The organism is Paenibacillus sp. B2(2019) (assembly GCF_008370385.1).
In the GTDB taxonomy this organism is placed as follows: domain Bacteria; phylum Bacillota; class Bacilli; order Paenibacillales; family Paenibacillaceae; genus Paenibacillus_AQ.
Genome location: NZ_VTZR01000013.1, coordinates 554,828 through 560,985, shown reverse-complemented (window position 1 = coordinate 560,985; position 6,158 = coordinate 554,828). Strand labels below are relative to the sequence as shown.

General features: G+C 38.4%; 5 protein-coding genes. All 5 read right to left on the bottom strand.

Features of this window, described 5'->3' with window-relative positions; all coding sequences use genetic code 11:
• Positions 1–776, bottom strand: a 776-nt coding sequence (locus PAENI_RS13215; RefSeq protein WP_223178943.1) for a gluconate:H+ symporter, incomplete at its 3' end; no start/stop codon positions are given.
• Between the two features lie 27 nt (positions 777–803).
• Positions 804–2,342, bottom strand: coding sequence for a gluconokinase (gntK, locus tag PAENI_RS13210; protein WP_149645553.1), 1,539 nt, complete (start codon positions 2,340–2,342; stop codon positions 804–806).
• Positions 2,335–3,066, bottom strand: coding sequence for a GntR family transcriptional regulator (locus PAENI_RS13205; protein WP_149645552.1), 732 nt, complete (start codon positions 3,064–3,066; stop codon positions 2,335–2,337). Before PAENI_RS13205 ends, gntK begins: the two co-directional genes overlap by 8 nt.
• A 331-nt stretch (positions 3,067–3,397) precedes the next feature.
• On the bottom strand, positions 3,398–3,868 hold the full coding sequence (locus PAENI_RS13200) for an ankyrin repeat domain-containing protein (RefSeq protein WP_149645551.1): 471 nt from the start codon (positions 3,866–3,868) through the stop codon (positions 3,398–3,400).
• A gap of 819 nt (positions 3,869–4,687) precedes the next feature.
• The gene (locus PAENI_RS13195; protein WP_149645550.1) at positions 4,688–6,076 is read right to left on the bottom strand and encodes an MFS transporter; all 1,389 of its coding nucleotides are present in this window, start codon (positions 6,074–6,076) and stop codon (positions 4,688–4,690) included.
• Positions 6,077–6,158 lie beyond the last annotated feature (82 nt).

The window sequence follows — 6,158 nt, the reverse complement described above, 5'->3', positions numbered from 1 at the left end:
TCTTCAAATCCGATTGTTTTTTGGAGTAAAGTAATAATCGTTGCAATAGACATTAAAATAACAGGAAGCATTGCAGTAAATACACTGATACCAAATCCAGGTGTATCTTCTAATTTAAATTCTTTTTGTTCACCTAAAGAGGCAATATTACCCGTTTTCGTAAATGATGCAGGTACGAGTTTTTTGGCAAGCTTAGTAAATATAGGTCCAGCCAAAATAACTGTTGGAATTGCAATAATGAAACCGTAAAGTAAAACCTCACCAATGTCCGCGCCATATTCACCTGCAATAACTGTAGGTCCTGGGTGAGGAGGTAAGAACCCGTGTGTTACGGATAAGGCTGCAGCCATCGGAATACCGAGATAAAGAATAGAAACCTTCAATTGTCTTGAGATGGCGAATACAATTGGAATTAATAATACTAATCCTACTTCGAAAAATAACGCCACACCGATAATGAATGAAGCAGCTACGACCGCCCATTGAATATTTTTTTCACCAAATTTATGAACGAGAGTCATGGCAATTCTTTGAGCGCCACCTGAATCAGCGATCAACTTGCCTAACATCGCTCCAAGACCAAAGATTAACGCTAAGTGGCCAAGTGTTCCGCCTAATCCGGCTTCAATGGTTTTGACAATTTCATTCAAGGGCATTCCAAGTGCTAAAGCGACACCGAACGATACAATGATTAATGAAATAAAGGTGTTTAATTTCAAACCCATTATTAAACCTAATAATGCTAAAATTCCAATTGCTACAATAACTAATGGCATTGTAATTTCCCCCTGCTGTTTATCTTGTTAGTGTTTGATTAAGCTTCTTTGATAATTGGCAATCCGTTTATAATCATCTTCTAATACTCTAGATATGTTAATGAAGATCGGCAGTAATTTCCTATATTCTTTCGTTGCTTCTTCGTTTGGTGTGTGTTTGTAGGTACTGCCAACCATTTCAGAAACGACTTCAAATGATTCGATCTTTCCGGTGGCATATAAGCCTAAAATACAAGCACCTAGACAAGAACTTTCGTAGCTTTCTGGAACGGTTACTTCAGAGTCGAATATGTCTGACATCATTTGCCGCCAAACCTCTGATCTTGCGAAGCCCCCGGTAGCTTGAATTCGGGTCACAGGACCTTCCATGCATTCGGTTAATGCTAAGAATACGGTGTATAAATTGTAAATGACTCCTTCTAGGGCTGCGCGAATCATATGTTCCTTCTTATGTGACATCGTTAAACCGAAGAATGAGCCACGTACGTCTGGATTCCATAAAGGCGCACGTTCACCAGCGAGGTATGGATGGAATAACAATCCATCTGCTCCTGGTCTTACACGTTCAGCAATCTTAGTTAATACATCATATGGATCAATTCCTAGTCTTTTTGCTGTTTCTACTTCTGATGAGGCAAGTTCATCACGGATCCAGCGAAGGACCATCCCGCCATTGTTTACGGGCCCGCCAATGACCCAGTGCTTTTCCGTTAAGGAATAACAGAATATTCTTCCCTTTTCGTCTGTTTGCGGCTTGTCAATAATGGTTCGAATGGCACCGCTTGTCCCAATTGTGACGGCAATTTCGCCTTTTTTTATCGCATTTACACCTAGATTAGAAAGGACTCCGTCGCTGGCACCAATGACAAATGCTGTTTGTGGATCGATACCCATCTGTTTTGCTAAATCTGAATCACAGTTGGTAAATATCTTGGTAGTTGGAACGAGTTCAGATAATTGAGCAGGTGTTATACCAGCAATTTGTAATGCTTCTTCATCCCAATCTAGTGTTTTGAGATTCATCATGCCCATGGCTGAAGCCAGAGAATGATCAACAACATAGTGATTAAAGAACTTTTTGAAAATATATTCTTTAATTCCTATATATATTTTAACTTTGGAAGCGATTTCGGGAAGGTCATTCACAATCCAAGCTATTTTAGTTAATGGTGACATGGGGTGAATCGGTGTTCCCGTGCGTTTATAGACTTCATGGCCATTCAACTCATCTTTTATTTTATGTGCCCATGCTTCACTTCGGTTATCTGCCCAAGTAATACAAGGCGTCAGCGGCTGGTCATTTTCATCCATAGCAATGACACTATGCATGGCACTGCTAAATGAAACAAACGATAGCTTTTTGTGTGAATGATGTTTCATTATATTCGAAATGGCTTGTAGGACTGCCTGAAAAATCTCTTCGGGGTCTTGTTCAGCTGTCGACATATCCGGTGTATAAAGCGGATACCCCATATTTTCTTGTTGGATGACTTCGCCTTTTTCACTAAATAAAACTGCTTTCGTACTTGTGGTTCCGATATCTATACCTAACATATAGTTAGTCATTTTGCTGCACTACTCCTTTCGAGAGCATTTGTTGCGATATCCATAGGTCTTCTACTTTTCCTTGAACATCATCAAAATTGTCATGCAAGGACTTACTCATGAGGTCTCTATCTTTTGTGTGGATCGCTTCAATATAAAGCTCATGATTTTTTATAATCCGTGTAAAGTCTTCATATTTTTCTTTGAAACGCATGCGCATCGACAAAAGGATGAAGCTTTCCATAACGGGTTTTAAATTATTCCAGATCATCAGGATGTATGAATGATTAGCTGCACGAATAATCGTTTCATGAAACAAGACATCTTGATAGGAAAATTCATCAGCATCACTATATTTGATTGCGACCTTCATCATTTCTAGAATTTTACTAAGTTCCTTTATTAATTCATTAGTGTCTATCTTTACAATCCGTTCAAATACAAACGATTCTATGAGTAAACGGACATCATAAATCTCTTCTATTTCTTTTTCTGATAAACCAATCACAACGGCACCCATTCTTTCTAAACGGATGATATTTTCGGATGCCAGTATTTTTAACGCTTCACGGATCGGTGAGCGACTTACAGCAAAATCTGCAGCTAATCTATTTTCTGATAATATGGCACCGCTTTCAATCTCGCCGGAAATAATACGCATTCTAAGCTCGCAGGATACACGATCACCAGCAGAGGCTTTTGAAAGCCATTTGGAGGGATATAGAAATTCCCGTGATTCGGTCATAAATTCACCTTCTCAATCTAGTATACTTGTATACAAGTATTATAACTGATACTTTTGATTTTGCAAGCGCTTTTATTAGATTGGTGCCTGTCACTTCCAGATAGTTCTCAGAGCTTGATAGGTATTTAATTAGTTGCACTTAAAGGGCAAAGATAATGGGAATCAAGAGCATCTGCGGTGATAGTCTGAGTGTGGATTTTTTACTTGTTTGATTATTTCAGAACCAAAACAGAGCCAAGCCATTTGTTAAGATGGCTTGACTCTGTTTTGGTTTATACGAACAAGCACAACCGACTTTGGAAAGAGCGTTCGCTTTTTAGGTCTATTATTTTTAGCTGAGCAGTTCGATCATCTCTTCTTCTTGCCTTGCCCTTGCAATATCCAGCGGGGTTTGTCCATCGTTATCCTTAATGCTTTTGTCCGCCCCCTTGGCAAGAAGCATTCCAACTACGTCTAAACGTTCTTCACCGTCTGCGATTTGCGTATGTAAAGGCGTGCTTCCGTCTGAGGACTTTTTGTTGATCTCGGCTCCGCGATTCAGCAAGCATGTGACCACATCGGGATACAGAGCAATATGAATTGGGGTAATGCCTTCATCATTTAGAGCATTCACATCCGCACCCTGATCTAGCAGAAACTCAACCATCTTTGTATTTTCCGTCATAACTGCACCATGAAGCACGCTAAATTCATAATCATCTTTTCCAGTAATTAGCGTGGGATCCGCTTGTAGAATCTTTTTAACTTTTTTGAATTCATCCTCTTCAACTGCTTCATATAAATCGTCGAATGTATAGGCCATTGTTGATCCATCCCTCTCTTGAGTAGTCTCTAATATTATATTTTTATTCAGTAAAGTTTGAAACAGAGTTTTGATAAGATCGATCGAGAATGCCTCCAAAGAGCAAGAAAGATGTCGGTAAGCGCGAGGCCACTGAAAAAGTCAACTTTCTTAAAAACAACAAAATAGCTAAAGAAAAACGAGCCTCTAGAATCGCTTCTAAGGATCGCTTTTCACGTAGGACAGTGGTCAGGAGAGGAAACTTGAAGAATTCAACAAATCACTCCGATTGAAATGCTAAACCGTACCACAAATGACTTCGAAAAATTCTATTGGGAAAGTTCGGGGAGTGATGAATGTAATTTGAAATGGTGGGATTAATGAACTCTATCTATCGTTACAATTGATTTGTTTTACTCTCGTATATATGAGGATAATTGTGGTAAGGTAGGCAATCCAATATACTTATGTCTTGTCACATAAAACTGAAATGTACAGTATCGATAATGCATAAGTAGGGTATACGAACCTTGCCATGTATATGCCCATCAAGGATGCCAGCGGGCTGTCCTAATACAGGCCAAAGACCGAAATAATATTACATAAGAAGAGGCGCAGAGGCTTATGATTCTAAAAAAAATTGAGATCAACAAGTTTGATCCTAACGAGTAATCTGTTGTTGGCAATCATATTTATCGGTATCATCAGCTTAAACGTTGTATTCTCCTACCAAGGGTTGAGTGCCTGCGCTAAAGAAGAGGACGATGGAAGGGGACTTTAATTTAAAAAGAACCCTAAACTTTAGGTCTTAGGGTTCTAATTATGAACTACAAACGTAATCTATTTAGTCGCTTTTCGTCCTACGAATAACCAGTACAGAGATAAACTGAAAAGGGTAATGAATACGAGAATGAATAGGATATTACTAAACATCGAAGCATCCGAATTGCTCGTAATTCCTAGGAAGCTTCTTCGCATGGCGGAATGGTCCATCATAGCTGCTGTATAGGCAATTCCGATTGACATCGCGACATTCAGTGTTAAATTGAAAAATCCGACGGCTGTACCTGTTTTTTCTTTTTCAATCGTACGAATGCAAGAATCAAGTATTGGTGCATACATAAATGCAAATGAGCTAGAGAATAACACCATGGAGATCACGAATACAACAACCGAAGTTTGTATAAAGAATGCGCCTAATAATAAGCTTACCACAATACAAGACATCGCGATTGTAATGCATTGCTTGCTTCCTAAGAACTTCGCAAATTTTCCAGAAAGAGCCCCGACTAGAGTAGCTCCTATATAGCCTGGAATCAATAATAGTGAAATGGTATCTAGCTTCAGACCATAAATCTTTTCAAGCAAGAATGGAAATAAGAAAATATATGCTAACTGCACAGAGTAAATTACAAAAGCAACGCCAAGCAATGAGATAAACTGTTTATTTTTAAAGAATGATATTCCGATAAACGCTTTGGAGTTCTTACTGATATAAGTAAGGAATAATGTAATTGCAACAATAAACAAGAGAAGGTACATCCAATTGAAATCGGTAATATACAGTAGGAGGGATGCTGAAATGGTTCCCACTAGAAATAATCCTAATACATCAACATGACTATTCTTCGCTTCTTCCTTAGGAAGATATTTTAAAAGAAATGGAAGGGTGAGAAGTGTTACTAAAGAAACTAAAAACAGCATTGTCCAATGGAAATACGTAGAAATATAGCCTCCAGTTAATGCACCAATAAGTTGTGAAAGAGCAAAACTGCTTGTACTTAATCCCAGAAATTTCTTTTGTTCATTTGCAGGTAAATGTTTGGTTACAAATATAACATATAATGTTTCAGCTGATGCTAAACCTGCCGTTTGGATCATTCGTGAGATAACAACGAGTAAAAACGAATGTTGGAAAACATATCCCATGACTGAACCGACACATATTAAAATGATACCAGCGGTAAAAAGTTTTCTGAAACTAATGGAATCTGCCAAAGCTGCGTAAACAACCGCCCCAATCCCAATCACAAGGCCAGCTAGGGTTGCTTGCCAGCTGACTGTTGTCGCTGAAATGTTAAAATCCTTTGCCATATCAACAGAAATAATCTTAAACGAATTATCAATGATCAAGCATAGTAGAAATAATAGCAAGGTAATAGGTACTGCTTTCTTAAAATTATATTCCTGCGGTTTCTTCATGCACACATCTGCAGTTGTAGTAGACATAGGTATATTCTTCTCCTTTGTTGTTTCCTTCTAAATTGTTTAACAAGGTAGCGCTTCCATGAATAACCCAAAAATAATTACT

Bases quoted from the DNA above. Each gene is read 5' to 3' on its own strand.
- PAENI_RS13205 (WP_149645552.1), bottom strand. From the start codon at position 3,066: ATGACCGAATCACGGGAATTTCTATATCCCTCCAAATGGCTTTCAAAA.
- PAENI_RS13200 (WP_149645551.1), bottom strand. From the start codon at position 3,868: ATGGCCTATACATTCGACGATTTATATGAAGCAGTTGAAGAGGATGAA.
- gntK (WP_149645553.1), bottom strand. From the start codon at position 2,342: ATGACTAACTATATGTTAGGTATAGATATCGGAACCACAAGTACGAAA.
- PAENI_RS13195 (WP_149645550.1), bottom strand. From the start codon at position 6,076: ATGTCTACTACAACTGCAGATGTGTGCATGAAGAAACCGCAGGAATAT.